General features: G+C 68.0%; 23 protein-coding genes and 2 pseudogenes. 19 read left to right on the forward strand and 6 right to left on the reverse strand.

The window, feature by feature from the left end:
• Window positions 1-4: 4 nt before the first annotated feature.
• From CF165_RS39380 to CF165_RS52950, 10 genes are all read left to right on the forward strand, one after another.
• Window positions 5-889 carry a diiron oxygenase gene (locus tag CF165_RS39380; protein ID WP_093952688.1) on the forward strand — a complete coding sequence of 295 codons (885 nt, stop codon included), beginning with the start codon at window positions 5-7 and terminating at the stop codon, window positions 887-889.
• Window positions 886-1710: a class-II aminoacyl-tRNA synthetase family protein gene (locus CF165_RS39385; protein ID WP_093952689.1), complete on the forward strand. Its 825-nt coding sequence runs from the start codon at window positions 886-888 to the stop codon at window positions 1708-1710. Before CF165_RS39380 ends, CF165_RS39385 begins: the two co-directional genes overlap by 4 nt.
• Complete coding sequence (locus CF165_RS39390; protein ID WP_205661094.1) at window positions 1707-2108, forward strand: 4'-phosphopantetheinyl transferase superfamily protein; 402 nt, start codon at window positions 1707-1709, stop codon at window positions 2106-2108. The genes CF165_RS39385 and CF165_RS39390 overlap by 4 nt, the downstream gene beginning before the upstream one ends.
• A 13-nt stretch (window positions 2109-2121) precedes the next feature.
• Window positions 2122-2367, forward strand: coding sequence for a phosphopantetheine-binding protein (locus CF165_RS39395; protein ID WP_093952690.1), 246 nt, complete (start codon window positions 2122-2124; stop codon window positions 2365-2367).
• Window positions 2368-2402: 35 nt separating this feature from the next.
• Window positions 2403-3230, forward strand: coding sequence for a class I SAM-dependent methyltransferase (locus CF165_RS39400; RefSeq protein ID WP_093952691.1), 828 nt, complete (start codon window positions 2403-2405; stop codon window positions 3228-3230).
• A gap of 267 nt (window positions 3231-3497) precedes the next feature.
• The gene (locus CF165_RS39405; protein WP_093952692.1) at window positions 3498-4721 is read left to right on the forward strand and encodes an MFS transporter; all 1224 of its coding nucleotides are present in this window, start codon (window positions 3498-3500) and stop codon (window positions 4719-4721) included.
• Between the two features lie 28 nt (window positions 4722-4749).
• Window positions 4750-5547 carry an alpha/beta fold hydrolase gene (locus tag CF165_RS39410; protein ID WP_093952693.1) on the forward strand — a complete coding sequence of 266 codons (798 nt, stop codon included), beginning with the start codon at window positions 4750-4752 and terminating at the stop codon, window positions 5545-5547.
• A gap of 274 nt (window positions 5548-5821) precedes the next feature.
• A complete protein-coding gene (locus CF165_RS39415) occupies window positions 5822-6193 on the forward strand; it encodes an integrase core domain-containing protein (protein ID WP_240521991.1) in 372 nt (123 codons plus the stop codon).
• A gap of 555 nt (window positions 6194-6748) precedes the next feature.
• Entirely contained in the window at window positions 6749-7087 is a 339-nt protein-coding gene (locus CF165_RS52945; RefSeq protein ID WP_240521992.1) for a hypothetical protein, read from the forward strand.
• On the forward strand, window positions 7084-7272 hold the full coding sequence (locus CF165_RS52950; protein ID WP_207709950.1) for an alpha/beta fold hydrolase: 189 nt from the start codon (window positions 7084-7086) through the stop codon (window positions 7270-7272). The genes CF165_RS52945 and CF165_RS52950 overlap by 4 nt, the downstream gene beginning before the upstream one ends.
• A gap of 3 nt (window positions 7273-7275) precedes the next feature.
• Here CF165_RS52950 and CF165_RS39425 read toward each other — a convergent pair whose 3' ends face one another.
• The gene (locus CF165_RS39425) at window positions 7276-7632 is read right to left on the reverse strand and encodes a VOC family protein (protein WP_053731577.1); all 357 of its coding nucleotides are present in this window, start codon (window positions 7630-7632) and stop codon (window positions 7276-7278) included.
• A gap of 128 nt (window positions 7633-7760) precedes the next feature.
• On the opposite strand from CF165_RS39425, the pseudogene CF165_RS39430 reads away from it, so the two are divergent.
• Window positions 7761-9282 (forward strand): annotated as a pseudogene (locus CF165_RS39430) (IS1634 family transposase).
• 578 nt (window positions 9283-9860) lie between these two features.
• Window positions 9861-10349 (forward strand): DUF6998 domain-containing protein, encoded by a 489-nt coding sequence (locus CF165_RS39435; protein WP_093952694.1) that lies wholly within the window; start codon window positions 9861-9863, stop codon window positions 10347-10349.
• Between the two features lie 856 nt (window positions 10350-11205).
• Here CF165_RS39435 and CF165_RS39440 read toward each other — a convergent pair.
• Entirely contained in the window at window positions 11206-11979 is a 774-nt protein-coding gene (locus tag CF165_RS39440; RefSeq protein ID WP_240521993.1) for a hypothetical protein, read from the reverse strand.
• A gap of 119 nt (window positions 11980-12098) precedes the next feature.
• Between CF165_RS39440 and ligD the strand changes: the two are divergent.
• The 4 genes and pseudogenes from ligD to CF165_RS39460 form a co-directional block, all read left to right on the forward strand.
• Window positions 12099-12299, forward strand: a pseudogene (gene ligD, locus CF165_RS39445) (non-homologous end-joining DNA ligase LigD); the annotation flags it as partial.
• A 392-nt stretch (window positions 12300-12691) separates the two neighbouring features.
• On the forward strand, window positions 12692-13867 hold the full coding sequence (locus tag CF165_RS39450; RefSeq protein WP_143268773.1) for a hypothetical protein: 1176 nt from the start codon (window positions 12692-12694) through the stop codon (window positions 13865-13867).
• 54 nt (window positions 13868-13921) lie between these two features.
• Window positions 13922-14887 (forward strand): IS630 family transposase, encoded by a 966-nt coding sequence (locus CF165_RS39455; protein WP_276209759.1) that lies wholly within the window; start codon window positions 13922-13924, stop codon window positions 14885-14887.
• 659 nt (window positions 14888-15546) lie between these two features.
• Window positions 15547-17196, forward strand: coding sequence for a hypothetical protein (locus CF165_RS39460; protein WP_143268774.1), 1650 nt, complete (start codon window positions 15547-15549; stop codon window positions 17194-17196).
• 1195 nt (window positions 17197-18391) lie between these two features.
• On the opposite strand, the gene CF165_RS39470 is transcribed toward CF165_RS39460, so the two are convergent.
• A complete protein-coding gene (locus tag CF165_RS39470; protein ID WP_093952699.1) occupies window positions 18392-19429 on the reverse strand; it encodes an alpha/beta fold hydrolase in 1038 nt (345 codons plus the stop codon).
• A 133-nt stretch (window positions 19430-19562) separates the two neighbouring features.
• Between CF165_RS39470 and CF165_RS39475 the strand changes: the two genes are divergently transcribed.
• Entirely contained in the window at window positions 19563-20210 is a 648-nt protein-coding gene (locus tag CF165_RS39475) for a class I SAM-dependent methyltransferase (protein ID WP_093952700.1), read from the forward strand.
• Between the two features lie 271 nt (window positions 20211-20481).
• Here CF165_RS39475 and CF165_RS39480 read toward each other — a convergent pair whose 3' ends face one another.
• The 3 genes from CF165_RS39480 to CF165_RS39490 form a co-directional block, all read right to left on the reverse strand.
• Window positions 20482-21960, reverse strand: coding sequence for a M28 family peptidase (locus tag CF165_RS39480; RefSeq protein ID WP_158226890.1), 1479 nt, complete (start codon window positions 21958-21960; stop codon window positions 20482-20484).
• 839 nt (window positions 21961-22799) lie between these two features.
• Window positions 22800-23762: a M56 family metallopeptidase gene (locus CF165_RS39485; protein ID WP_093952702.1), complete on the reverse strand. Its 963-nt coding sequence runs from the start codon at window positions 23760-23762 to the stop codon at window positions 22800-22802.
• A 4-nt stretch (window positions 23763-23766) separates the two neighbouring features.
• Window positions 23767-24144, reverse strand: a complete 378-nt coding sequence (locus CF165_RS39490; protein WP_093952703.1) for a BlaI/MecI/CopY family transcriptional regulator — start codon at window positions 24142-24144, stop codon at window positions 23767-23769.
• Between the two features lie 122 nt (window positions 24145-24266).
• Between CF165_RS39490 and CF165_RS39495 the strand changes: the two genes are divergently transcribed.
• Both CF165_RS39495 and CF165_RS39500 read left to right on the forward strand, forming a co-directional pair.
• Complete coding sequence (locus CF165_RS39495; protein ID WP_240521994.1) at window positions 24267-24770, forward strand: phosphatase PAP2 family protein; 504 nt, start codon at window positions 24267-24269, stop codon at window positions 24768-24770.
• 84 nt (window positions 24771-24854) lie between these two features.
• On the forward strand, window positions 24855-25499 hold the full coding sequence (locus tag CF165_RS39500) for a response regulator transcription factor (protein ID WP_158226891.1): 645 nt from the start codon (window positions 24855-24857) through the stop codon (window positions 25497-25499).
• Window positions 25500-25800 lie beyond the last annotated feature (301 nt).

Consider the following 25800-nt stretch of genomic DNA (forward strand, 5'->3'; position numbering starts at 1 on the left):
CGTCATGACCAGCGCACTGATCGACAACAGCCAGCGGCTCCGGGAGATCCTGGACCGGCTGAGCTCCATGTCGATCGAGGACTACTACAACCCGTACCAGATGTTCGAGTGGCCGGACTCGCTGCCCGAGAGTATGTGGTGGATGAGCCCGGAGCTGACCACGACCTACGGCACGGACGTCGCCGACGAGCTCACCCAGGAGCAGCTCCAGCAGCTGTCCAAGTTCGAGAGCGTCAACTTCTACAGCCTCAACGTGCACGGCATCCGCGAACTGCTGATCGAGGTCACGCGGCGCATCCACACCGACGACTTCGCGACGCCGTCGGAGTTCTTCCACCACTTCATCGGTGAGGAGAACGAGCACATGTGGTTCTTCGCGCAGTTCTGCCTCCGGTACGGCGGCAAGATCTACAAGCAGCCGCGGGGCGGCGCCGAGACCATTCCGCCGAGCAACGCGGCGAGCCTGCTCGTGTTCGCGCGCATCCTCATCTTCGAGGAGCTGGTGGACCACTTCAACGCCAAGATGGCTGCGGACGAGCGGCTGGACGACACCATTCGGAAGATCAACCGGATCCACCACCAGGACGAGTCCCGGCACATCGCGTTCGGCCGGGAGCTGGTCCGCATCCTGTTCGAGGGCTTCCGCGCCGAGGCGACGCCCGAGGAGCTTGCGCAGGTCAGCGATTACCTCAAGCGGTACATGAGCTACAGCTTCGAGTCGCTGTTCAATCCGCAGGTCTACCGGGACGCCGGCATCGCGAAGCCGCTGGAGATCCGCCGGCGGCTGCTGGAGGGTCCGCGCCGGCGCCGGCCGGAGTTCGAGGCGCAGGTGTTCCGCAAGACGCAGTCGTTCCTGGTCAAGCACGGCCTCATCGAGGAGGCCCGATGACCGACGTGGGCAGCAGCCGGGTCGAAGGCGGCCTCGCCATCCTCGGCCCGCAGGAGACCGCGCTGCTTCGGCTGCTGGACAACACCTTCGCGGGGTGGGCGATCGACGCCGGCGCCGGTGAGATCTCCGCGCCGCCGGTCTACCCGGTGGCCGCACTGGCCAACTTCGACGTGTACGTGAACTTTCCGCAGCTGGCGCTGGCGGTCGGCGGCCTCGAGATGCCGAGCACCGGCCCAGTGGACGGACAGTTCGCACCGGACCAGCTCGTCAGTCCGCACCTTGGCCTGCCCACCGCGACTTGCTTCGGCGCGTACCAGTACTTCCAGGACACGACGGTGCCGGCGGACACGCTGGTGACGTTGGTCAACCGGTGCTTCCGCCGCGAGGAGTACTTCGACAGGCTGCGCCGGCTGCTCAGCTTCCAGATGCGAGAGATCGTCGCACTCGGCTCGTTCCGGCACACCCAGGACGTGATCGCCCGGTACCGGGGACGGATCGAGGAGTTGCTCCGCAGGCTGTCGTTCGACTTCGTCGTCGAAGCCGCGTCCGACCCGTTCTTCGAGCGAGACGGCGCACGCGCCCTGCTGCAGCGGATGCAGCCGGTGAAGTACGAGTTCCAGGTGGACGGACTCGCCATCGCCTCGGTCAACACCCATCGGAACTTCTTCGGCGAGCGGTGCCGGATCGGCGTCGAACCGGACGGCGGCACGGCGTTCACCGGCTGCGTCGCCTTCGGGCTCGAGCGGTGGGTGAGCGTGCTGCTCGGCCGGTACGGATCGGCCGAGGCGGCCCGCGTCGAGGTCGAGCGGGCGTTGGCGTGACCACCGGCTCGTCCGGCGTGCCCAGGGTCGGGGTGGACCTCGTCCTGATCTCGCGCGCCGAGGAGTTGGCGCGGCCGGAGTGCGGGCCGGTGCTGTCCCGCATGCTCAATCCGGCGGAGATTTCGGCCTGCACCAGGCAGGGACGCCTCGACCCGAGCGCGGTCGCCGGGTTCCTGGCGGTCAAGGAGGCCGTCTTCAAGCTGTTCCACCAGCGGGACCGCCCGGTGCCGTGGCAGTCCATGCGGGTGGACGGCGGAGCCGGCCGGTGGCCGGTCGTCCACCTCGACGGCGCGGCCGCGGCGTTGGCCGGGGCCGCCGGCCTGAGCCCGGAGATATCAGTCAGCCTCGCCCACGACGGCGCCTACGCGGTGGCCGTCGCGGCGAGCATCGCACAGTGAGGAAGGCGGGAAGGTGACCCAGCAGACCACGGCGCCCATCGACGTCATCAAGGAATGGATCCTCGGCAAGCACGAGGACCGAACCGACGTGGCCGCCGACGAGGACCTGATCGAGAACCGGTTGGTGGATTCTCTTTCGTTCGTCGAGTTCGTGTTCCTGATCGAGGAGACGGCGGGCGTGGAGATCGACCTCGACAACCTGGACATCAACGACGTCCGCACGCTGGACGCGATCGAGAAGCGCTTCCTGGCCGGCTGACCGGGATCGACGCGAGCAAAGGAACCCATTTCGCCATGGACGACATCTCCTACACCGCCCAGTGGACCGCGGCCGCCCGTGCGCTGGAGAGCGAACGCGCGAACGCCATGTTCCGCGACGACTACGCCCGTCACCTGGCCGAGCCGCGCGGCTTCGAGCTGTTGGACCGGTACGAGGGCGCCGCCGTGGCCGACTTCATCGCCGTGCGCACCCGCTACATGGACGACGCGATCACCCGGACGCTCGCCGGGACCGACATCCGGCAGATCGTGTTGCTGGCCAACGGGATGGACGCCCGCACGTACCGGATGGACTGGCCCGACGCCGCCACCGTGTACGAGATCGACCACGGCGCGCTGCTCGCCGAGAAGCAGGCCCGGCTGGCCAAGCTGGGAGCCGTGCCGAGGGTGCCGGCCGTGCCGGTCGGTGTGGATCTGGCCGGGGACTGGCTGGGCGCGTTGAAGTCGGCCGGGTTCGACTCGTCGCGGCGCACCCTGTGGGTGGCCGAGGGCCTGGTCTTCTTCCTGACCGAGGAGCAGGTCGGGCGGCTGCTGGACACCGTGGTCGGCGCCGGCCCGGCCGACAGTTGGCTCGTCGTCGACATGACCAGCGCGACCCTGCTGCGGCACCCGATGACGCAGTCCTTCCTGCGGCGCCTGCGGGAGGACGGCACGCCATGGCAGTTCGGCACCGATCAGCCGGCGGAGTTCCTCGCCGACCACGGCTGGACGGTGCGGGATCTCAGGCAGCCGGGTGAAACCGGCGCCGGCGAGGGCCGCTGGCCGTACGCCGTCGCCCCGCGCGAGACCCGCGGCGTGCCGAGGAACTGGCTGATCAGCGCCGTAGCGGCGGCACGCGGCTGAGCCGGGATTCCCGGCGAATTGCACGATCTTTTCGGTTTGCGTGGAGGTTGTGATGGGAAAGACCGGTCCGGCTATGCGTGGTACGGTGTTTCGGTGAGCTGCGTGATCACCTTGGGTGCCCGGGCCGCTGTTCACCTGTCGGCCGGATGGTCGTCAATTGCCGGCCCTTCGACATTCGGCCAGGCGCCTGTTCCCACGAGGTGAGACACACGCGGTTACTCGCCCTGTCACCGAAAAGTCGTCGATTGGCCCGGGGGTCGCACAGAGATGGCTGAAAACGAGGAACCGCCGGGCGGGCGCCACTGGCGCGCCCGCGCCGCGGTTTTGGCGCTCGGCACTTTCGTAGTGGGCACCGACGGATTCGTCATCGTCGGTCTCCTGCCTGAAATCCACACCACGCTGAATATCAGCACCGGCGCCGCCGGTCAGATGGTCAGCGTTTTCTCCATTACGTACGCGCTGCTCGGCCCGGTGCTGGCCGCATTGACCGGCAAGTGGCCGAGGCGCACCGTGCTCGTGACCGGAATCGCGCTGCTCGCGCTCGGCAATGCCGTGACCGCGTCGGCGGGCAATTTCGCGCTGGTGCTCGCGTCCCGAGGGCTGGCGGGCGCCGGCGCGGCACTGTTCGCCGCGAGCGCCGTGGCCACGGCCGCCTACCTCGCCGGCGACAAGAGGCGCGGCAGCGCCATCGCCATGGTGACCGCCGGGGCGACCATGGCGCTGGTGCTGGGTGCTCCGCTGGGCACCCTCGTCGGTGGCGCCTGGGGCTGGCAGGCGGCGATCTGGTTCGTCGCCGGGCTCGGCGCGGTCATCGCGGCCGTGATCGCGATCCTGCTGCCGTCCATCAAGCTCGACCAAGCCGCGACGCTGCGGCAGCGCATCACGCCGCTGACCGACGGGCGGGTGCTGCGGATCCTGGTCGTCACGCTGCTGGCGTTCATCGCCGTGTTCCTGCCGTTCACCTACATGAGCGCGGTCTTCGCGCCGGCCACCGGTGGTGACGAGGGCCGGCTCGCGCTGCTGCTGCTGGTGTTCGGCGTGACCGCCACGGTGGGCAACCTGACGGCCGGTTCGCTGGCCGACCGGTTCGACCCGAGGCGCGTGGTCATTGCCGCCACTCTGGGCCTTGCCGTGGTCTGTGTGCTCATGATTCCGGCACGTGGCGTGTTCGCGCTCGCAGCGGTCGCGGTGGCGCTCAGCGGCGTGGTGTCGTACTCGATCATCGGGCCGCAGGCGCACCGGATCATCGACTACGCGCCGCCGGGCGGTGCACCGCTTGTGACCTCGCTCAACACGTCCACCGCATACCTCGGTCAGTTCCTGTCCAGCACCTTCGGCGCGGTCGTCCTCGCCGGATCTGGATCGACGCTCCTGCTGTTGTCCATCGCCGCGGGGTTCGCCGCGCTCGCGGCATTGCTCACCTGGTGGCTGTCCCGGCGGCCCGGCGGGCGCGGCGCTGAGGCCGACCAGGTGGCCGGCGCCGCGACGTGACACCTTCGAGAGAACGGGATCAGAACCCATGTTGAGCGCGACGAAGCGGAGCGTCGATGTCGCCGGCACCCCCGTGGGGTACTACGTGGAGGGCGAGGGCCCGGGGCCGGCGCTCGTCCTCGTGCACGGCGGCACCGGGCACCCGGAGACAAGCTTCGCGGGCCTGCTCGAGCACTTCACCCGGCACCGCACCGCGATCGTGCCGGGATACTCGGGCAGCAGCCTCACTCCGCTGCCCGACGGTGAGGTCGACATCGACATGCTGGCCGATCAGGTAGTGGGCGTGGTCGAGTCGGCCGCGACGGGTCCGGTGGACATCTACGGTATTTCCACCGGTGCCGTCGTCGTGGCCGCCGCGGCCGGCCGGCGGCCGGAGCTTTTCCGCCGGCTGGTGCTCATGGGCGGATTCGTGCACTACCGCCACCCGTGGCAGCGGTTGCTGGTGCGGACCTGGCTGCGGCTGGCAGAGGTGGATGCGAACGCCTTTGCCGAGTACACGCTCCTGCACGTGCTCTCGGACGCGCATGTGGATTCGATGAGCGCGGGTGACCGACTTCGTCTGCGGGCCGGCCTGATGCCGTCCGAAGGAATGGTCGCACTGTGTGAGCTCGTGAGCCGGGTGGACATCAGTGAGCACGTGCGGAAGATAACGTCGCCGACGCTCGTCATCGGAATGAAGCGCGATCAGTTGGTTCCAGTGCGGTACGCCCGGGAGTTCCACGCCGCGATACCGGGCAGTGAATATGTCGAAATCGACTCCGGCCATGCGGCGGCGATCGAGAAGCCGACCGAGCTCCTCAAGATCATTGAGGAATTCCTCGCATAGCGCGTTGTCTTCCCGGGCCGGTCGCGACCGGCCCGGGAAGAACAGGGGTTGCTCGGTGGTGCCTGACCGCACGGAAACACTCGACTTCGCGGCGCTCGAGACGCGACTGCTCCACCACCCACACGTGGGCTACCTTGCCCGCGCTCAGCCACTCCCGGAACCGCTCGAACTGCCTGTGGGGTTCCAGAAGTCGGCTCATGTATTCTGGCCTGTGGCAATGGCAGGCTCGGCGGGCAAACCACCCAGCAGATCCGCAACCTCGTGATGGATCTCGGTGATCGAGTTCGGATTTCTCATCCGCGACCGGGCCGGCCAGTTCACGGCCTCCTTCGATGCCGTCCTGGCCGACGTGGGCATCGAGACGGTGAGGATTCCTCCGCGTTGCCCACGGGCGAACTGCTACGCCGAACGGTTCGTGCTCCCAGCGAGAACCGAACTCACCGACCGTATGTTGATCCTGGGCGAGCGGCATTTGCGTGCGGTGCTCGCCGAGTACGTGCGGCATTACAACGGTCGACGGCCGCACCGTTCCCGCGAGCTTCGCCCACCCCGGCCGACCCACCCCGTGGCGAACCTCAACTCACACCGGATCAAGCGACAGCAGGTACTCGGAGGTCTGATCAACGAGTATGAACGGGCGGCGTAGAACTGCTGGTCAGCGCCGGTGACAGACTTATGGAACCCCACAGGCTCCGCCAGGGCCCGGAATGGACGTACGAATACAAAACTGGACTTCTGTGCATGGTTTGGAGCTGTTGGTTTTGCCGACGGCGGTCGCATGCGCTTCCAGGCGAGCAGCGTGCGGGTCATGAGGGGCGAAGCTGACGAAGTGTGTAGCCGCGACCCGCAGGGTCCAGTGCCCTGGTTGCCTGTTTGAACATGTGCCGAACAGTCGAGCGCAGACTTGGAAGCGTTGCGTTACCTGACTTGGCTCAAGATCGCTGATCTTGGGTAGGGTGCTGGCTGTTGAGCTGCGGTTTCGTCGTGTGAACGGCGAAAATCTGCGCACTAAGCGGCCGGTTCTAGGGGTCTGCCCATCGCTTCCCGGTTACGGCTTCAGCGACAAGCCGGCCGCGCCGGGGTGGGGGATCGAGCGGATATCCGACGCGTGGTGCGAGCTGATGGCCCGGCTCGGCTACCGGCGGTTCGGCGCCCAGGGCAGCGACTGGGGCACCAGCTCGCACCGCCCGATCCGGCCACGTTGGACGACCTCACCGGTGCCGAGCGGGCGGCGCTCGCGACACTGCGGGAGGCGGACGAATGGGGCTCCGGATACTCGGCGCAGCAGCCGACCCGGCCGCAGACGGTCGGCTACGGGCTGGTCGACTCGCCGGCCGCCCTCTGCGCCTGGATCGTCGAGAAGTTCTGGTCGTGGACCGACTCCGGTGGCGACCTGCATCGGGTTATTACCCGGGATGAGCTGCTCGACAACCTGATGCTCTACTGGCTGCCCGGCACCGGTGCCTCATCCGCCCGGCTGTACTGGGAAAGCCTCCGGCAGTCAATGAATGGATCTCCGGGTCGGCCGGCGCGCCGGTGACCGTACCCACCGGCTGTTCGGTCTTCCCCAAGGAGCTGCAGCGCCCGTCTCGGCGGTGGGCGGAGCGCCGGTTCCCGAACATCCGGTACTGGAACGAGCCCGGCAAGGGCGGCCACTTCGCGGCGTTCGAGCAGCCGGCGTTGTTCGTCGACGAGGTCCGGTCATTCTTCCGGCTGGTCCGCTGATGGTCACCCGTACTCGGTAAGCGGCTGGCTAAAGATCAACAAGTGCCCATCGGGTGTCCGTACGTTGAAGTCGCGCATCCCGTAGGGCCGGTCAGCCAGTGGCTCGACGATGTCGGCGCCGCGGGCGCGCAGCTCGTCGTGGCAGGAATCGACGTCGTCGACGACAACCGTCACCCTGGCCGGGCCGACGCTGCTTTCGGCGTACAGGTGGAACTCGGCGGTGTCGCGGATCACGGCCGCGTAGCTAGGTGGGGTCTCCCAGGTGAATATGGTGTCGAATCCGAGCACGTCCGTGAAGTACGACCGCGCTGCCTGCACATCTCGGCACGGCAGCACGGGAACCGCCACCCGCATGACCATTCCGTCACCTTACCTGACTTTGGCTCAAGATCCCTGATCTTGGGTAGGGTGCTGGCTGTTGAGCTGCGGTTTCGTCGTGTGAACGGCGAAAATCTGCGCACTAAGCGGCCGGTTCTAGGCTGTCTCTCGTGGCGTATGTGCGCACGGTGAAGACGGCGTCGGGAGCCAGGGCGGTGCAGATCGTGCACTCCTCGCGTCGCGGGTCGCGGGACATCGAGCACATCGGCTCGGCGCATGACGATGCGGCGTTGGAGGCCCTCAAGGCGGTGGCGAGGCAGCGTCTGGCTGTGGGGCAGCCCGAGCTCGACTTTGGCCCGGACTTCGCGGCGTTGCAGGCCGGCAGTGGTGCTGGTGGTGGGCCGCTTGCGATCACGTCGTCGCGGATGGGGTACCTGTGGGACGCGCTCGGCCACGCCTACCAGCTGTTGGGGTTCGAGGAGCCCGCTGGTGGTGACGAGGTGTTCCGATTACTGGTGCTGGCACGGATCGTCGAGCCGACCAGCAAGCTGGACAGTCTGCGGGTGGTCGAGGAGGCAGGTTTCGACCCGCCGGCGTACGCGACCCTCAAGCGGCGTCTGCCCGCGTTCGCGAAAGAGTCCTGGCGGCAGAAGTTGGCCGCGGCGTGCGCCCGCACCGCTGATCTGGGGCCGGCGTCACTGGTTCTCTACGATGTGTCCACCTTGTACTTCGAGACCGATGCCGGGGACGGGTTCCGTGAGCCCGGGTTCTCCAAAGAACGCCGCCTGGAGCCGCAGATCACGATCGGGCTGCTCACCGACGCAAGCGGGTTTCCGTTGATGGTTAACGCGTTCGAGGGCAACCGGGGCGAGACCACTACGATGCTGCCGACCATCCGTGCGTTCATGGATGCCCACCAGCTGGCTGATGTCACGGTCGTGGCCGACGCTGGCATGATCTCTGCGGCCAACCAGCAGGCCATCGAGGCCGCGGGGTTGTCGTTCATCCTCGGCGCGCGGATACCCGACGTGCCGTACGTGGTCCAGGCGTGGCGCCACGAGCACCCGGATGAGCAGATCCCCGACGGGCACATCTTCACCCAGCTCTGGCCTGCCGGCCCCAAGGACCAGCGCCGCGACCAGATCATCTACTACCAGTACCGGGCGGACCGGGCTCGGCGCACCCTGCACGGCATCGACGAACAGGTCGCCAAGGCCGAGCAGGCCGTCGCCGGCAAGACCGCGGTCAAACGCAACCGGTTCATCCAGCTCACCGGCGCCACCAAGAGTGTCAACCGGACCCTGGAAGCCAAGGCACGCGCCCTTGCCGGCCTCAAAGGCTACGTCACCAACCTCCCGGACGTCACCGCCGAGTTCGTGATCGACGCCTACCACCGACTGTTCCACATCGAGAAGTCGTTCCGAATGTCTAAACACGACCTACGTGCGCGGCCGATCTACCACCACAAGCGCGAGTCGATCGACGCGCACCTGACGGTCGTGTTCGCCGCCCTGGCCGTCAGCAGGTGGATCGAGCAGACCACCGGCTGGTCGATCAAGAAGTTCGTGCGCACCACCCGCCGCTACCGCACCATCAACATCCAGGCCGGCGAGTACCCTCACCGCCGTCGACCCGCTACCCGACGACCTCCGCGATGCCCTCACCCGCATCCACGACCGCGGTGCGCACTAATTTGAGCCAAGTCAGGTTTGAACATGTGCCGAACAGCCGAGCGCAGACTTGGAAGCGTTGCGTTAGGTGCACAGCCTCGCAGGGTTAGAGGGGCACGCTTGCACTGCAACCGCAAAGGTCCTCATGCGAGTCGTTACTTAACGTCACGATAAGCTTCAGGAAGTCGCAGAGTGCACGCGCGTTGCCGCGCCGGTTCCCAATGCGTTCCCAAACGTCGATACCCGCAGGCCTCGAACCTCGCGTCTGCGCAGGTCAGGGAGTTAGTACCACCGCGACGGCGCGTCGCCCTCCGGAGGCAGACGTCAGTACGAGAGCCGCTGGGACATCCCGGCAAGCTACCCAGCCCGGCTTCCCCGTTCGCGGCCGGCTCGATTCTCGGCCCGTCGAACGTGCCGTCCAAACCCCAGACGCCCTCTCGACGGGTCATTACCCCGGGATCCGCGACGTCATCGCGGTTGTGCAGGATGTTCCTCGTCCCGGGCATCCACGCCTGGGGTGGTGGGTAGGGCTCCGGGGCCCGAGTCGGACACACGAGCCTCGGAGACCCGCCGTTGGAAGCTTCGGCGAAAGGTGGGCGAGTGGACGAAGCGCACGATGACCTCAGCGCAGTGTCCGTTCCGGCCCTGTTGGGCCGGTACGCCGCGATCCTGGCCGAGCTGCGCGACCGCGGCGTCGTGCGGACCCGAAACGCGCCCCTGGGCGACTACGCCGAGTACCTCGCGGCCAAGGTCTACAACGGCACGCTGGAACCGAACTCGGTCAAGTCCCACGACCTGCTCACCGCCGACGGCCGCCGGGTTCAAGTGAAGGCCCGCACCGTCGCGCCCGACACAGGGGCGGGTGCGGTGTTCTCGGTGTTCCGGTCCTTCGACTTCGACATCGCCGTGCTGATCACCTTCGACAGCGCCACCTACGCACTGCGCCAAGCCCGCGAGGTCCCGGTCAGCGAGCTCGAAACGGCCGGCCGGCACTCCGCCCACGTCAACGGGCGCCTCATCAGAATCACCGCCGGCCTCCGGCTCGGCGTGGACATCACGCAGCAGTTCCGTGCGGTCTCCTCGAGGTAGCCAACGGGCATCGCGCGCATTCAGCTCTGAGCTGGAGCGTGTACGAGGACGAACCGGATCCCACCAGAACGCAGGGATCCGCTCCCACAGCGCAGGCAGCCGCCACTGCGGCGCCATCGCCGGGCCGACACCGTCGGGGCCGGGAGTGCCGTCCATGCCATTAGGTAGCCGTTCGGCTCGAGCACCTGCCGCCACGGCGCCCACGTCGGCTCTCCGATGAGGACGGCCTTGACGACGTCGGCGGTGATCCGCAGCCCGGTGAACCGGGCCGGACGGGGACCCGCCATTCCCGCTCGTGCAGCCAGTCGCTGGTGTAGCCCTCGAACCTCACAGCCCAGTTCCGCTGCTCAGGCGTCAGGCTCCGGTGCTGGGCTTCGCCGGTGTACCAGACCGGGCGGCCTCCGCCGTTGTAGACCCACTCACGGGTGACCCCAGCAAGCGGAAACGGCCGCTGGCCCGGTGTACTGACACCCGAGCTGTTCCACGACAACGGAACTCCGAATCCCGCCGCTCGGCTCGAAGTCTTTACCCACATCCCCGGCGCGGTGAAGATCCCACGGTCCCGGCCGACACGACGGCTCCCTGAAGCCGGAGTACCGCTTGGCGATAGCGGGGCTGTTGCAGGGCGCGCAGATCAGCACCGAGTTCCCGCCGCGGGCAGTGGCCGCACAACTACCCCGGCTAGTTCCGCTTCGCAGATGAGCAGGCGGCCTGGCTGTGGCTGCGCACAAACCTGGATGTGCCGGGGGAGAGGTGGGCGCGGTTGAGCCGGGCCCGCTCTACAGCAGGTTCCCGATGACGCGGACGCCGACGGGCCTGCTGACCCCCGCCGAGGAGGTCGACGGGGGAGCTTCCGTCACAGGCCGGCCAGCTGGGCCAACGTCTGGTTGGCCATCGGCCAGCTCGTGGCCGCTGCGGCGAACGTCTGCGCGCGCGTCCGGTCCAGTTCCTCGTCGAAACCGCCGTCGTAGGAGGCGCAGGCCCACACCTTCCCTTGGAAGTCAGGGTCGAAGATGAAGCTGCACGCCGGCACGAGGCTCGTGCTGATCTGCTGGTTCGTGTCCCGCAGCACCGGCACGAAGCTATGGTTGTCCAGGCCGCTGCGGCTGCGGGTGATTAGTGCGATCGGCCCGACCGCGTTGGCCGAGTAGCCGAGCTGGTCCTTGGCGTGCTTGTCGACGACCGTGCCCATCAGGCTGTCGATCAGGTTCGAGCATTTGGTCGCGGCCACCGCGAACGCCTGCTGGTTGTCCGGCGTCAACCGGTCGAAGTTGGGGAAATCCACGACGGCGTCCTGCGCGCAGGCGCGGGCGTCGGTGGTGGCGATCGCGTCGATGTGGCTGATGATCGCCTCCTGCGCCTGCTGGATGGCGGTGAGGATGCGGCTGACGGCGGTGTTCAGGGAACCGCCGCCCGAGGCGAAGCTCTTGTACGCGTCGTAGGCAGCCTTGGCCGCCTGGATGATGGTGATGACATCGACGTTCGGGTGCGCGGTGCCGCGTGTGGCCGGTGCGGCTTGAGCCGGGGCGCCGACGACGGTCGTGAGGGGCAGGATAAACGCGACGACGCAGGTGATCAGTCTTCGCTTCACGGTGTGAATGCCTTTCTCGAAGGGGACCTCACCGGGCAATACGCGACCGGGTTACGGGGGCGCCGAAGGTGATGCCGCGCAGCCTGTCGGTGCTCGCCCGCTGGCCGGGCCTGGGTTGCGGGCACTGGGCCGGTTGGACGTGAAGAACAACCCCCGCGAAGACCACCATCGCTGTCTACTCTCTGCGCGGCCGCGACCACCCGACCGTGTCCACTCCGGTCACCTGGGACGAGGTCGCTGCATGTCGGCACGCCAGCCGCCTGGTATTCACCGCCAAGGATGTCCTTGACCGCGTCGACCAGCTCGGCGACCTGCTCGCCGATCTCGACCACACCCGTGTCCAGCTGCCCGTCAAGTGACACGCCGGACGACAACACCGAGGCCCCGCCCGCCACGCGGCTGACGGCCGACCCCTCGACTGCGGGTTGACCGGCTCGGCTCATCGCGAACTTGAGTCGGTCGTAGTGAGCAACGCCGCTCTGCGATCGCGTTGTTACCCGCCCATGTAGCGCGGCTGCGCGATCGTTGCGTTGCTGCTCCCATCACTGCGAGACGCATCCCGGTTGGGATCTTGCTGAGCAGGCAGTCGGACCGATCATGGCTCCCGACACTCCCTTGCCGCAGCTGTCCGGGGCGGTCATCCTGTCCGTGCGACGCCGCTGAGGGATGGAGGGGCATGGGGGATAAGCAGCCTGGGCGATCACGGTGGAGAGTTGTCGGGGGTGTTGCATCATTCGTAGGGTTCATTCTGATGAGAGAACTACTCATCACTTTCGGCTTTCTGCCAGCGCTTCCTTTTCTGTTCGTGTTCGGCGTGATAGCGGTACGTTACCTTCCGCCTCTGCTCGTTCCAGCCTTGGTTTTTGTTGCCAGCAAGGCTCTGGGGTACGTAGGATTAGGATACTCAGGATTCAATGTTCTTGATACGATATTGATGCTGGCGACTCTTTACCCGGTTGCGTGGATTGTGCACCGCGCTCGGACGTTGGGTCGATACTGGCGGCTGCGCGCATCGCTGGTAATGTTGGCCTACTTGTTAATATGGGTAACTTACTTCTCCGATCCTCTCATCACACTGTTCGGGCGGGAGTATGACAATTTGCAAGATTTAGAACTCTTGCAACCAATCGACCTCAATGAGGACTACGCGCTCTACACCGCCTTGGCTGCTTTTCTCCTCCCCCTCATCCACGCGTGGTGGCGGTACGCGGCCGCCCAGCACGTTGCCACAGGCGACCCCGGCTGGGGTCGGCACGCACGATGGCTGCGGACCCTCACCCGTGCCGACTTCTTCTTGATGATCAGTTTCGGGGCGGAGGTCTTCGACCTCGGCTGGAACCTCGGCGTTCCACTCGCCTTCGTCCCGATCGCGATCGAGGCTTGCGAGCATTGGAAGAACATACAAGTGAAGGTCCGCGGCAATCGGTTGCTCGCGTGGCTGCACCGGACAGCGTTGCGGGCAAATCGGTCACAGCCAGCTCGGCGGGTGCGGCAGGCGGCAACAATCGCAGGACGCGCCGTGTTGACGTTCCCCGCGCTGGCGGTGTTGCTCGAAATCTCCGTCCTGCTGTTCCTCCTGCCGCCCGTCTCGGCGGAACCGCTCGTGCTACCGGTGGAACCGGCGAGCCCCGCCTCGGAAGCCTGCGTCAGGCAGGTGATCGGCCTCGCGGACGAATACGGGCTCGACCCGGAAACGGACGACCAGATGGAACGGGAGGCGGACAAGCTCCACGGAGAAGGGGTTCTTTCTACCGAGCAGTACGACTTCGTCCGGCGACTGCGGGCGGTGACGAAGGAACGCTTTGCCGGCCCCGATACCGGGCCAGCAGAACGGCGTTGGAGCTACGAGTACGTGCAACGGATCGCTGGCACGAGGTGCAACGGCTGGTACCCGGCGCCACCCCGGCAGCCTCGCCCCGACTCCTGAGGCGAGATCAGCTTCACCACGACGTACGCGAGCCCGAGGTGGGACGCGCCGCGGCTGGTCCAGGGCGACGAGGACGCGATCCGGGGTGTGATTCACCGGTTCAACGAGACAGGCATGGCCAGCCTGGACCCTCAGTGGGCGGGTGGCCGTCCCCGCCTGATCAGCCCTGAAGATGAAGCCTTTATCGTCGCGACGGCCACCACGCGACCCGAAGCACTCGAGCAGCCCTTCACCCGCTGGAGCCTGCGCAAACTCGCCGCTTACCTGACCAAGAATCCGCAGCGGGTGGTGCAGGTCGGGCGGGAACGGCTGCGGCAGTTCCCGCGCCACCACGAGATCTGCTTCCAGCGGACCAAGACCTGGAAGGAGTCCAACGACCCGGACCGAGACGCGAAGCTGGCCCGGATTGAGCACGTCACCAGCAGGTTCCCGGACCGGGTGTTCGCCTTCGATGAGTTCGGGCCACTGACCGTCCGGCCGCACCTGGGTGCCGGCTGGGCTCGAAGAGGACATCCGGACCGGCTGCCGGCGAACTATCACAAGCTGCACGGGGTCCGGCAGTTCCATGGCTGCTACTCCGTCGGCGACGACACCCTCTGGGGCGTGGTCCGCACCAGGAAGTCCGCCGGCAACACCCTGGCCGCGCTCAAGTCCATCCGTGCCGCGCGCCCAGACGGGGCACCGATATACGTCATCCTGGACAACCTGTCCGCCCACCGCGGCCAGGCGATCCGCGCCTGGGCGGCCCGCAACAAGGTCGAGCTGTGTTTCACCCCGACCTACTCCTCCTGGGCCAACCCGATCGAGGCGCACTTCGGGCCGCTACGCACCTTCGTCATCGCCGGCTCCGACCATCCCAACCACCCGGTGCTGGCTCGCCGGCTGCACGACTATCTGCGATGGCGCAACGCCAACGCCCGGCACCCCGATGTGCTCGCCGCGCAAGGTCGTGAACGTGCACGAGTCCGCAGCGAGAAGGGCATCCGCTGGGGCGGGCAACACCTCACCCCAGCCGCCTGACCACCCGGCGAACCTATCTGGACAGAGCACAAGCTAGCAGGACGAGATGCGCGGCTACGTGAAGCAGTGCCGGACCCACCACCCGGTGGCATAAGGAGTTTCGCGCCGAACAGTGCGCTGATGATCTGGATGCGCAACATCTCGATGACCATGATGACCCGCTGGTCGATGCGCGCGATCGCCGCCAAGCAGTTCCAGAAGGCCGGCGCGATCACCCTGACGGACTACTGACGTCGTCGATCGACACGCGGCGGCGGTTGAGCGTGCGACAGGCACCAAGCGCTGCCCTGATGGGCTGGACGACCGGCGCTCGCCGGTGCTACAGATGAGACGTGCGGTATGCCCGGCAGCTGGGTCCTGAGCCGGAGCAAGGTTCCGGTGAGGCGCCTGCTCCGCGACAGCAGGTGGGTGCGCCATGGCTGGCGGGTGTCGGCGGCAACGGCGCGTTCGGGCGACTGGTCGTCCAACGGGACCCGCTGCTGTCCAGTCCGGCACCGTCCGGTCCGGCACCGTTGTCCAGTCCGGCGCCGTCGCCGGAGGCGTTGGTGTGCCGGCCGGAAGAGGCTCGGATGAATTCGTCGAACGTGGAGGTCGACGGACGGTCCGTCGCCGACGTGGGCGCTGACCTGCAGACCCGCAACCGCAACTACCGGCGGCTCGTGGACTTCGAGCGGGAAGGCGCCCAGTCGACCCAACGGGACGAGCAGAACTGGTACACCAACCTCGGTGTCACCGGCAGCGTCATCGACTGGTTCAACTCCGAGCACAAGACCGACCCGACGCGCTGGGCCCGGGCGTATCCGATGTGGGACCGGGCGGCCAGTGGGTTCGACGCGGCCATCTCCGGACATGTCACCACGGCTGGGATCAACGACACCGGCCAGGCCAGCGTGGACGCGCGTGCCACGTTCGAGGAAGCCGCGCAGCTGACCAGTCAGTACCGCGACGAGTACCAGCGGTACCTGTCGGGGTTCAGCCACTCCGCCGAGGGCATCCTCAGGGTGTCCACGATCGTTCGGGACGTGTCGTTCGCGACCGCGGTGGCGCTGGCTGTGGTGGTTGCCGCGCCGGTCGTGGCCGGTGCGTTGACCACGTTCGGCACCGGCACCTTGGGACTGAGCGCGGGAAGCACGGCACTCACCGCGTTCACCTACGGCGGTACCGCTGTGGGGATGGGCGCGTTGGGGGCCGGCATCGAGGGGACCGGGCAGGCGTTGGGCACGCTGGGTGCCCAGGCCAGCGCCGCGTTGGTCGACCTCATCCGCGGCAGTGAGCACGCCGCCGACAACTTCGACTTCAGCCAGGTCGCCGAGCAAGGCTGGGAAGGGATGCGCCGCGGCTTCGTCGACGGCGTCCTGGCCTTCGCCGGCGCACAGGCCGAGCGGGTGGTGGCCAGCTACGCCAGCCAGGCCGTCCGGGCCGCGCTCGGGCCCGCCAACTCCAGCCTGATGTCGTTGGTCATCCGCCGAGCCCTGACCCGGGCGATCTCCGGCGGTGCCACCGGCTCGGTCATCGGCGCGCTGCAGGCCGGCCTGAACGCCGCCATCCAGGGACAGGACATGAACGGCATCATGACGGCGATGGAACGTGGGTTCGTCGTCGGCGCGGCGGCGGGCACCACGTTGGGCGCGATCGGCGGCGGCTTCGAGGCACGCGGCGCGGACCGGCTGCGTCAAGCGATCCTGCCCCGCCTGCGCGCCGCCGCCGCAAATGGCTCCCCCAGCGCCCAAGTCCTGTTCGACCAACTGCAAGGCGAACTCGGGGCCAACCCTGGGATCGGCACCAACGACCAACTCCGCCAGGCGCTGCCGGGAGTGTGGGGTGCGGTGCGTGACCCGGACGCCATCGCGAACGCGCTGGCCGACATCTGGCTGGAAGAGCACCTGCTCGGCCTCATGGCGCCCCGGGACGCCGCGTCCCGTTACGGTCAAGCCGCCATGGTGTTGTCACGCCGAGCCGGTGCCCCTGTGGTCGTTCTGCCGCGTGGAACCAGCTTCTCCCCCGATGCGTTCTACAACGACGTCGTGTTGCAGGGAAACCGTTTCCTCGACCTGTCCGTGCTCGACATCTCCCCCGAGCATGGCGCCACCACCCACATGATCCAAGACCTCGTCGTCGACCGCGCACTGCACGGAACAGGGATGCGGTCCGAACAGCTGCGTGCCCTGTTCAGCGGAGCCACCGACAGCAGTGGCCGCAACATCGGCAACGACCTGTGGATAGAGATCTTCGACTCCTTCCAGAACGGCCTCAACCAGCCAGAAGTCGTCTACCCGATCATGCGTGACGGACTCAACGGCCTAAGGTGACCGTCAATAAGGCCAGTTCACCGTCATGTATTCCTGGTACCCGGGCTTCAGGAACAGTGCTCGCCCCTCGGGCCCCACACTCCCACACTGCGGGTGCAGCGGCCGGGACAGGACTACGTGAAGCTCCTGCTGCCAGAGCAGGGAGCACCACCAGCCGCTCGGTAGGCGCTGCGGGCCGGTCGGGGAACCATGACACTCGACGTTGCCGGCCAAGATCAGTGCGTCCACGCCGCAGGCACTGAGCCGCGGGCACGGAGGGCGGGGGAGAATACGTGACGGCGGACGTGCAACCGCAGGCTCTGGACCGCGCAGAAGTCACTGATGACGACGCAGGCGAGGGGCAATGGCCTCGACCACGCCCCCGGTGCACCGCCGACCTCGACCACACCGCAGTTCCGTTGCCGCATCTGAACCTGGTGCCGCGCGTGAGTCAGACCACCGCACATCGCGGGCGACGATGACGAGGCTTGGTGTGCAGATCGAGCAGGGGTCCACGCCACCAACGCGGTCTGCAACAACCTGGCCCGCCCTGATGACAAAGTACACCGACGGCATCATCGAAGCCCGCGACCACACCGGCGAATTCTTCGGTGAACCGCGGCTGCAGGACTTCCTGCGCCGTGAAGCCGCCACAGGCACCCCCCCCGCCCGAAACCGCCCGCCGGCTCACAAAAGCCGTCCTCCACCACCAAAACGTAACCCTGCAGGACGACGCCATCGTTCTGCTCGCCCGATGGACACGCCCGTCCCGTGTGACCCCTTGATCAGTGGGTGCCGCGGTCACCGGAGTCGTCGCCGCCCGGTCCGGCTCCGGGCAGCGGCACGCCGCAGTGCTGCCCGGCCGCTTCCCGGATGTCGGACACGTGCCTCGATCGACCGCGAGCAGGCCCTGAAAGAGCGTGCGGGAATGGCGACGCGCGTGGTGATCAGCAGCCGCGCGATGGCGGTCGAGGCTGACATCATCTTCGACACCGCACCAGTCCCCACGTCGGCGTGCGCAGCTGCCGCACATCAGCCGGGGATGTTGCGAGGGGCGTTGCCGTAGCTGTTGCGTTGGCCGATCCTGCTGTCTTTGTTGCGGGTGATGTGTTCGACCTGATGTCCGTTTCCGCAGGTCGTGGGTGTGTTCGGCGCAGGTTGATCGCCGACGGCTCTGGTTTGCGGCGGCGGACGTGCGTCGTGACCTCTCGCTGAGTCAGAGCAGCCCGGCGGTGGCGGCGTGGGCGGCGGCCGCCGCTCGCGACGACACGCCGAGCTTGCCGCGGATGTTCGAGACGTGGCGGTGCGCGGTGTGGGCGCTGATCCCGAGCCGGCGAGCGATCTCTTGGTCGCTCAACCCTTGCGCGACCAGGCGCAGCACATCGAGTTCGCGTTCGGAGAGCTCGTGGCGCGGCGAGCCGGCCTGGCGGGCAGGCCGGCCGGCGCCGAGGAACTCCCGCACGGCGCGGACGAGTCCTTCCACGTCCCCGCGCCAGGGCAGGTGGTCGGTGCCGTCGAGCGGGACGAAGCCGGCGCCTGGGATGCGGGCGGCGATGTCCTGGCCCAGGGCGAACGGGATCGCGCGGTCGTCGCGGCGGTGCAGGACGAGCGTCGGCACCTCGATCGTGCCCAGCTGGTCTCGGACGTCGAACGCGTACACCGCCGCGAGCGAGCGCGCCGCTTTCTCCGCGGTGAGGCTTGCGCGCTGGAACCGGACGAACTCGTCGCGTTCCGCCGGGGTCGCGGTCGGCAGGAACAGGTCGGCGAGCACCCGGGACCCCACGCCCCAGTGCCGTCCGACGACCGCCAGCAGGGAATCGCGGGCTTCCGCCGTGGCGATCTCGGCGCCGCGGGCGTAGCTGCCGTAGAGGACGAGCCGCTCCACGCGGTCCGGGTGGGCCGCCGCGTACGCCATCGCGGCGCAGCCGCCCGACGAACCGCCGAACAGGCTCACCTTCTCCCCGGCCGCGTCGACGACGGCGCTCAACGCGGCCACTTCTTCGGCGAGCGAGGTGACCAGCGGCCCGGCGGCGTCGGACATGCCGACGCCAGGCCGGTCGTAGCGGACGAGGGTGAACCGGTCGCCGAGCAGCCCGCCGAACCGCCGGAACAACGGGTTCTGCCAGTCCAGTTCGAGGTGCCCGCACCACCAGCCGCCGACGACCAGCGGCGGTCCCGCGCCGACGGTGGCCCAGGCGAGGGGGCGATCGTTTGGGCCACCCGTGAACCGCACGACCTGGTCTTGTCCTGGCATTCCCCGAGCGTAGGCCGTGGCCCGGACCCGCGTGGCCCGTTCCGGCCAGCCGCCGGAATGGCACGAGCGGGTGATGCGGTGGGCGGCCGGTGGCTGATGTGCTGCAGCGCATCAGCGGCTCGAAGGAGGAACGATGGCCGGAGGGGACAGCGTGGGGGCACGGGACGGGCTCTGGGAACGGTTCGGGGCGGCACTGTACGAACCGTTCCTGCGCCGGGGGGAGCGGCTCGGCTTGGCGGGCCGGCGCGGGGAATTGCTGCGGCGCGTGCACGGCCAGGTGGTCGAGATCGGGGCGGGGACCGGGCTCAATGTCGCGCACTACCCTGCGACGGCGGAGGTCGTGCTGACCGAGCCCGTCCCGGCGATGTACCGGCGACTCGAAAAGCGCGTGGCGGGTCGCATCGGGATGCGGCTGGTGCAGGCCTCGGCCGACGCGCTGCCGGTGGCGGACGCCAGTGTCGACACGGTCGTGTCGACACTGGTCCTCTGCACGGTGCCCGACGTCGATCGTGTGCTGGCCGAGCTCGTTCGGGTGCTGCGGCCCGGTGGGCGGCTGCTGTTCTGTGAGCACGTGCGCGCCGAGGACCCGAAGCTGGCGCGCAGGCAGACGCGGCTGGCGGGGCCGTGGGCGGCGTTCGCGCAGGGCTGCCGGTGCGATCGCGACACCGTCGCGCTTCTCAAGCAGCGGTTCGACATCGAGGACATGAGCACAGCGCGGTGGCGTGGGATGCCGTCGGTGGTGCACCCGCTGATCATCGGGACGGCGACACCGGCCCGATGACGCCGTCGGCGGCGCCGGGCCGGGTCGGTGCTCGGCTCGGGCATACCTTTCCAGGCTGTCCGCCCTCGCCGACACGACCGCCACGGTCACTCTGCCCACGGGGAAGCGGTTCACCGGCCGGACCGGAGTGCAGGTGCACGTGGCCGACTCGCAGCACCGCTTCGGCGGTGCCGGCCAGCCGGTGTAAAACCGGCGCCCGCTCGGCCACGTCCGTCTCCTTCCGCTGCCGTCCACCTCGGCTGCGGACCAGGTCTTTCGGGGAGGCGGCGGACTATCGGGTCAGAGTGCCCGTGCCGGCCTGCGCCGCAGGCCGCGCGGTCTTGGCGGCCACTTTGCCGCCGGAGGAGAGCACGCTCGTGTCGAAGGCCATGTCGACCACCATGGTGGCGAATCCCCGGGACACGAACGTCATCACCTTCGGATCGTTGTTGGCGAGGTTGTCGCACCAGCGGAACGGGTTGTCGACGCAGCCGCCGTCGGTGCCCGGGACGGTCCCCTCGAAGTTGCCGAGCGAGCCGCCGAACAGATCGACGTCCGACTGAAGTTTGCAGCAGTCCTGCCCGGTCAGGACTCCGCTTGCGGGAATGCCGGCCTGGTTGAAGCTGAACGCGTCCGTGCCGACCGGCGAGAACAGGATGTTCTTCTTCCCGATCGAGGTGAAGTACCCGATGCCCTGGTCCCTGGCCACCTTCGACGGCTCGTACACCTGCGGTGGGAACTGCGTGGAAACGGTGCGGCTGAACAGGTCGACGCCGGCCGGGTCGAGGACGCCGACGACGTAGTTCGGTGTCGCGGTGACGTCCGCGTCGAGGTCGTAGCCGATCTTGGAAAGTTCGGTCGGGGTGAGGTTGTTGACGTAGAACGTCGAGCCGAGCAGGCCCAGCTCCTCGCCGCCGAACCAGATGAACCGCAGCTTGTTGCGCGGCTTGACCTTGTGCATCATCTGGGCGATGTCGAGGATCGTCGCGGAGCCGGATGCGTTGTCCAGCATGCCGGCGCCGTAGATCGCGTCGAGGTGCGCGTCGACGACGACGACGTGGTTCGGGTCGCCGCCCTTGGAGTCGGCGATGACGTTGTAGTCGTCGGCGTTGGGGTTGACGACGGCCTTGACGGCGAGGTTGAGCACCGGCAGGGCTGTCCCGCCCTGGATCGCCGTGGTGTATTGGCCGAGCAGGTCCTGGCCCGTCGCGAATGAGGTGAAAGATACCGGGATCGTCGGGACGATCCGGTTGCCGGCGGCGTCGGTCAGGCTGCCGTTGAGCACGGCCGTCCGTCCCGGGTTGCCTTCGTTGAAGATGACCACGCCGGTCGCGCCGGCGGTCTGCGCGTTCTGGACTTTGACGCCGAAGGGGCATGTGCCCCGCTGGATCAGCGCGACGCGGCCGGGGACGAACCCGGTGAAGTCACTCGCCGTGCAGCCGCTGGCCGAGCTGGGTGCCGGTGCCGGCGGGATGACGATGCCGCCCGCGGGTTGCAGGGCCGCCGTCGTGGACCCGGTGGCCTGGCCCGGGTTCCAGTCGGTGACCACGGTGTAGTTGTGCGCCGTGGGCGATACTTCGCTGAACACGGGCAAGGCCGTGTAGGCGAAATAGAAGAACTTGTAGGTCTGGATCTTGACGTCGTAACCGGCCTGGCGCATCACCTTGGCGACGTAGTCCGCCGACGCCTTGTAGCCCGGCTCGCCGGAGTTGCGTGACGGGTGGCCGTCGGGCCCCGGATTGGCGTTGGCGATCGCCTGGAAGACCCGCATGTGGTGCCAGAGATCCTCGGTTCTGATACAGGGAACCAGCTTGCGTGCTGTGTTGTTGACCCGCTCGGCGCAGCCGGCCGAACTCGGTCCACCACCCCCGTCCGGTGTGGCCGTTGACGCGGCCGAGGCCTGCGCCGCCGTGACCCCGGCGACAAGCGCGGCAACTGCGGCCACGATTGTGGCCCGACCCGACAATCCCCGCAGAAATCCGGACATTCGGCAGCTCCCATCGTGAGCGATCCACATTCGCCAACCGGCCGAACCTTTCCACCGTCCCACACATCGGACCGCGTGACCAGATGCACATTTTGTGACGAATGGTCACTTCATGGATTCGCGGGTTCGAGGTCGTGGTTTCTGGATCGTTCCGTGTGATCAGTGGATGTTCCGAGCGTGCTGCGGTGTCTGCTATTCGTCGCCGATCATGGGAGAGCCTGTGTCAAATGTGGTCAATGACTGTTTTGCGTGGATAATTTGACCTATTTGCCCGTTCGTTCGTGCGGTGGCTCGGGCCGACCGCGGGCGACGGGTGCACTCTCGCTCAGCTTGAGTACGTGGCGTTGCCGTGGCGAGCAGGATCGTGATCGCTGCTCTTGGATTCTTGTTCCGCTGGTTCGGGTTCGGAAATGTGGCAAGAAATTCCGCGAAGAAGGGGGTTTTCGTTGATGTATCACGCCGCGATTCACGGCGGATCTTCCGTCCGCGCCGCAAGCGGTCACGGGCGCCCGATCGTGTCCGCGCCAAGCCGACAGGTGCTGTTCGGTGGACCGGCCTCTTGAGACGGTCTCGTCGATGCGCAGCGGACGAACACGTCGGCGGGGTCCGGCGTCGAATCCGGTTCAGCGGCGAAGTCCGTCGTGCTCATCGGGCAGGTGTCTGTGATGGGCGTCCGCGGTGAAGTCCTGCGCGGACTCGAGGTCGTGATGCAGGTCGGTGGCCGCGTCGAGCACCGTCTGGGCGGACCAGCCGGTGACGCCGAGGACCAGGGTGGCGCTGAGCAGCGCGGCGGGGAGGCGGCGGGTGGGTGCGGCCAGCAGGGCGCTCACCCGGCGTGGCACGGGTCCGCCGGTCGCGGCGAGGGCGAAGGCGGGTTCGGCCCGTCCGGCGAGCGCGGCTTTGGCGACTGCCTTGGCCACCACCGTCCGGTCGCCGATGTGCTGCGCGGCCGCTTCGTCGGCCCAGCGTTCGAGCGCGAACCTCGCTGCCGAGCAGAGCGGGCGCAGCAGGGGGTCGAGCGCCGCGGCGAGGGTGATGGCATTGAGGAAGCGGTGGTGGCGCAGGCGGAGGTGGGCGCGTTCGTGGGCGAGCAGGGCGTCCCGTTCTGCCGGGTCGAGTGCGTCGAGCATGCCGCTGGAGATGGCGATGCGGCCGCCGCGGCCCGGTGCGGAGAACGCGACCGGTTCTTCGCCGCGCAGAACGATGATGCCTGCCACGGGGGAGTGGTCGTCGAGTTCCCGGGTGAGTGCGCGGCTCCAGCGCGCGTACCGCACGGCGGTGCGCGTGAACGCCCCGCCGAGCGCACTCAGGACGAGGCCGCAGCCGATCGCCAGGGGGACGTTGACCGGTTCCATGCTGTCCAGGGCTTGCGTTGACCAGTGGCCGGCGTGGGCGATGGCCGGGATGACGGTCAGGCCGGCGAAGGCCTGCAACGTCAGCGCGGCGGTGCTGGCCGCGGCGAGCACCAGGCACCCCGTGGTCAGCAGCCAGCTCGCGGCACGCGGGGGCAGCCGAGGGGTGACGACGCGCGCCAAGGGCCAGGCTGCGAGCGGGAGCAGCAGGGGTACCCAGAAGTCGGGGTCCACGCGGTCAACCTTCGCTTTGCCGCAACAGCTCGCGGAGCAGGTGTTCGTCCGATTCGGACAGGTTCGAGACGAAGCGGGCGAGCACGCTGTCGCGGTCGGGTTCGCCGTCGAGCACCTTGGTCATCCGCCGCGCGGCCAGTCCCGGCTCGTCGTCGACGGGGCGGTACCGGAAAGACCGACCCAGTTTCTCTCGCTCCGCAACGCCCTTTTCGTGGAGCCGGGACAGGATGGTCACCACGGTCGTGTAGGCCAGGCCGGCGCCGAGCCGCTCCCGTACCTCGGCCGGCGACAGCGGGCCGTCGGCTTTCCACAGCACGGCCAGCACCTGCGCCTCGAGTTCGCCGGGTGCCCGCCGGGTGCTGTCGTCTCGCCGCATCCGCATACCATCAATCTACATGCCTGTCGAAGACGGGCCGTCGCATCCGGGGACGGGCCGACCCGGCAAATCATCTACACTGACGTAGAAGTTCTACGATGTTGTCGATCGATCAGAAGGATGTGGCGGTGGACGGCGGAGCCATCGATGGCGGCTGGTACCTGGATGTGCTCGAGTTCGCCCGCGCGACCCCGTGGCTGCACGAGTTCTTCCAGGTCTTCACCAACGCCGGGCTGGTGCTGCTCGCGCTGGTCGTCGCAGTGGCGTGGTGGCGTGCTCGCCATCGGGACGCCGGGCGGATGGCGGCCGTGCTCTGGGTGCCCATCGCCGCCGGCCTGGCCTACGGCCTGAGCAACCTGGTCAAGGTCCTCGTCGAGGAGCCGCGCCCCTGCATCCGCTACCCGGCCGTGCCGACCGTGGCCACCTGCGACTTCGCGACGGACTACTCGTTCCCCAGCAACCACGTGACGATCGCCGTGTCCGCGGCCGTCGCCCTGCTCCTCGTCGGCCGCCGAGCCCTGCGGCATTCCGGTGATGTGCGGGAATGGGACGGAGATCCACGGTGCGCCGCTGGTGCGCTTCGTCATCGCTGCGCTACGTTCCGGAGCCGCCCGTGTGTGGCGGTGTGGTGAACTACCCCGGAGGTGACGCGATTTGAGTGGGGCCATTGGTCCGTACCATTTTTTCCGGCAGCCCGGAAGTGGGTCGCCGCGACCGTGATCCGTGTCCTGCTGATCCTGTCCTGTGCCTGCCGTTCCCGCCGGATCCGGCGGCAGCTCGCCGCGGAGGCGGACATCGAGGTGCGGCACCAAGCGCCCGGTACCTGGAGTGACGTCGTGACGGCGTTCGAGGGCTTCTCGCCGTCGGTCGTCGTGCTCGAGCGGGCCGTGCTGCGCGCCGACGGCGTCAGCGTCGCCGACGACATCGCCCGCGGCGGGCGGCCGCCCGCGGTCGTGCTGCTGGCCGATTCCTACCACCCGAAAGACGTCTTGCCCGCCGCGAAGGCGGGGGTCCGGGGCTTCGTCGTCGACAGCGACGGCAGCGGCCCGTGGGGCACGGTGGTCCGCGCGGTCGCGGTCGGCGGGGGCTGGCTCGCCCCGGCCGCGGCCGGTGACCTGCTCGACGAATTCCGCGCTCCCGCGGCGCGCCGGGTGCGGGAACAGCCGCGGATCCCGTTGACGGACCGGGAACTGAGCGTGTTGCGGCTCGTCGCCGAAGGGTGCTCGAACCTGGAGGTGGCGACGGAGCTCGGGTTGAGTCAGTCGACGATCAAGACCCACGTGTCCCGGATGCTGGCGCGGCTCGACCTGCGCAGCCGGACCCAGCTGGCCGCCTTCGCCCGGGATCTCGGGATTGTGTGAAACTGTCGATATTCGTTCTTTCGACCGATGTGGCCCGTCGGTGGTCCTCATACCATGATCGGAGCCGGGAAACCGTCGGCCCCGGCCGTGATTTTCGCGTGTCCGGCGAATCGTGGGTTCACCCTTCCGGCGGAGTCGGCCGGTCCGGCGGGTGCCCAGAATGATCATGGAAGACGCGGTGTTGCGGCTTCCTTTCCGGGAAAATCGCTTGAACTGTGGACGGAGGTCGGTGTTGTCCAGGGAAGACGGCTCCGCGTCGGGGTTGCCGCTCGCGCGTTACGAGCTCTTCCGTTCTTGTGAC

Source organism: Amycolatopsis vastitatis (genome assembly GCF_002234595.1).
In the GTDB taxonomy this organism is placed as follows: Bacteria; Actinomycetota; Actinomycetes; order Mycobacteriales; family Pseudonocardiaceae; genus Amycolatopsis; species Amycolatopsis vastitatis.

What these genes read in the sequence shown, in the direction of transcription:
- CF165_RS39380 (WP_093952688.1), top strand. Translation starts at nt 5, where the DNA reads ATGACCAGCGCACTGATCGACAACAGCCAGCGGCTCCGGGAGATCCTG.
- CF165_RS39385 (WP_093952689.1), top strand. Translation starts at nt 886, where the DNA reads ATGACCGACGTGGGCAGCAGCCGGGTCGAAGGCGGCCTCGCCATCCTC.
- CF165_RS39400 (WP_093952691.1), top strand. Translation starts at nt 2,403, where the DNA reads ATGGACGACATCTCCTACACCGCCCAGTGGACCGCGGCCGCCCGTGCG.
- CF165_RS39405 (WP_093952692.1), top strand. Translation starts at nt 3,498, where the DNA reads ATGGCTGAAAACGAGGAACCGCCGGGCGGGCGCCACTGGCGCGCCCGC.
- CF165_RS39410 (WP_093952693.1), top strand. Translation starts at nt 4,750, where the DNA reads ATGTTGAGCGCGACGAAGCGGAGCGTCGATGTCGCCGGCACCCCCGTG.
- CF165_RS39425 (WP_053731577.1), bottom strand. Translation starts at nt 7,632, where the DNA reads ATGGTCATGCGGGTGGCGGTTCCCGTGCTGCCGTGCCGAGATGTGCAG.
- CF165_RS39450 (WP_143268773.1), top strand. Translation starts at nt 12,692, where the DNA reads ATGAGAGAACTACTCATCACTTTCGGCTTTCTGCCAGCGCTTCCTTTT.
- CF165_RS39470 (WP_093952699.1), bottom strand. Translation starts at nt 19,429, where the DNA reads ATGCCAGGACAAGACCAGGTCGTGCGGTTCACGGGTGGCCCAAACGAT.
- CF165_RS39475 (WP_093952700.1), top strand. Translation starts at nt 19,563, where the DNA reads ATGGCCGGAGGGGACAGCGTGGGGGCACGGGACGGGCTCTGGGAACGG.
- CF165_RS39480 (WP_158226890.1), bottom strand. Translation starts at nt 21,960, where the DNA reads ATGCGGGTCTTCCAGGCGATCGCCAACGCCAATCCGGGGCCCGACGGC.
- CF165_RS39490 (WP_093952703.1), bottom strand. Translation starts at nt 24,144, where the DNA reads ATGCGGATGCGGCGAGACGACAGCACCCGGCGGGCACCCGGCGAACTC.